This window comes from Ferrithrix thermotolerans DSM 19514, from assembly GCF_900128965.1.
Taxonomy (GTDB): Bacteria; Actinomycetota; Acidimicrobiia; order Acidimicrobiales; family Acidimicrobiaceae; genus Ferrithrix; species Ferrithrix thermotolerans.
In genome coordinates this window covers 1-1,386 of the sequence record NZ_FQUL01000091.1, presented here as the reverse complement: position 1 = coordinate 1,386, position 1,386 = coordinate 1, and the positions used below count along the sequence as shown (strand labels likewise).

General features: G+C 54.3%; 2 protein-coding genes and 1 tRNA gene. 1 reads left to right on the top strand and 2 read right to left on the bottom strand.

Annotation, left to right across the window (positions count from 1 at the left end):
• The coding region (locus BUA24_RS12875; RefSeq protein WP_218587488.1) for a hypothetical protein at positions 1-202 on the top strand (202 nt) is incomplete at its 5' end.
• Between the two features lie 62 nt (positions 203-264).
• Here the strand turns inward: BUA24_RS12875 and BUA24_RS11750 are convergent.
• Positions 265-339: transfer RNA gene (locus BUA24_RS11750), tRNA-Pro, on the bottom strand.
• A gap of 279 nt (positions 340-618) precedes the next feature.
• Positions 619-1,152 carry a zinc ribbon domain-containing protein gene (locus BUA24_RS13540; RefSeq protein ID WP_072792798.1) on the bottom strand — a complete coding sequence of 178 codons (534 nt, stop codon included), beginning with the start codon at positions 1,150-1,152 and terminating at the stop codon, positions 619-621.
• Between the last annotated feature and the right edge of the window lie 234 nt (positions 1,153-1,386).

Here is a 1,386-nt window from a genome sequence, read left to right as displayed (position 1 = left end):
CTACTTGACATGCCCTTATGCCCCAACAACCACCCGGGGAACCCTCTTATTTTCCCCTCATTTTGGGGTGGGGTTATTCAGCACGCTCCTAGGCCAAGGTGGGACCCCGGAAGAGCCAGTAAACGGCACTTCATCCGATACAGGAACCGAGGAACCTCAATACTTCGTCGCAACAGAACTTCCCGAGGTTCAGATTATCTAAGCTTAACTCCGGATCACCCAGCGGTCCTACATACCACTTACATGGACGTGACCCTTCTATCGTCGGGCTGAGAGGATTTGAACCTCCGACCTCTTGACCCCCAGTCAAGCGCGCTAACCAAGCTGCGCCACAGCCCGTTCACTTCCATATACTCTAACGCTTCCGTCTTTCAACCTGACCAAAATTCACTTCCAAAGTTGGTGCAGAGGTCCCGCGATACTACCTATTGCCTTGCGTAGTTGTATAAACAAAGATAAGTCTGTCAAACTCACATAGGTTGGCTCTCGGCGTTGAACCCCAGAGCGATGGCTACTCGCAATAACCCCTGTTTCATGGAGACCGTCGTCTATCTACGCCTTTATTCATGCTGTGGCAGTCTGTCGATTTAGTGCTAAGGATGGAAAACCTATGAGACCTCATTTCCATTTGTTGCTGAAGCGTGACATAGCGTGAACCTCCCCGCCCGTACGGACGGGGCTTCTGGCCCGTCCGTACGGGCGGGGTTGCGTGACATCGTCGTCCTCACGCCACCGTGACCAACCGGTCTGACCCCGAGGGGCTGATGGATGATTTGGCTTGCCTTTGCTCGCTCGTTTGGATTGCTCCCAACGAGGCCCGGTTCCAGGCGCTACTTGGGCTTTCGCCTTTCGGCACTGCACCTTGCGGTGTGCCTCGCTCTGGCGTGGTGACCAGTGCTCGACAGAGCGGAGATACGTGACACGGATCGTAACATCCAGTCCTATTGGGACATAGGTCCCGTGGATCGCCTTCTGGAGAATATTGATCGCTCCTACAGCGTCTCGGTGGCAAGTGAACCCACAGTTAGGGTTCGCGCACCGGTAGTCCCGACCTCTCGGTCGGTTGCGTGCTCCACACGCTGTGCAAGTCTTCGTTGAGCCAGCTTCGTCTACGCGTTCTCCTTTCAGCCCAACTTCCGATTGACCCCCCAAAACAGGGCCAAAACAGGGCCTAGGTGGGGCTGATTTGGCCGTAATTTGGCCCTCGTAGAGGGGTGATTGGAGAGGATTTCTTGGTCAGGGGGTTGGGGGTTTCTGGATGTAGTGCCCTGAGGAATAGTTCAAGTGCTATATAGGCCTTAACAGGGTATAACAGCTGGTTTGCTTGGAGCTAACGTTTATCCGGGCCAAGGAGACCAAGAATCGCATCACAGGTACTACCTATGT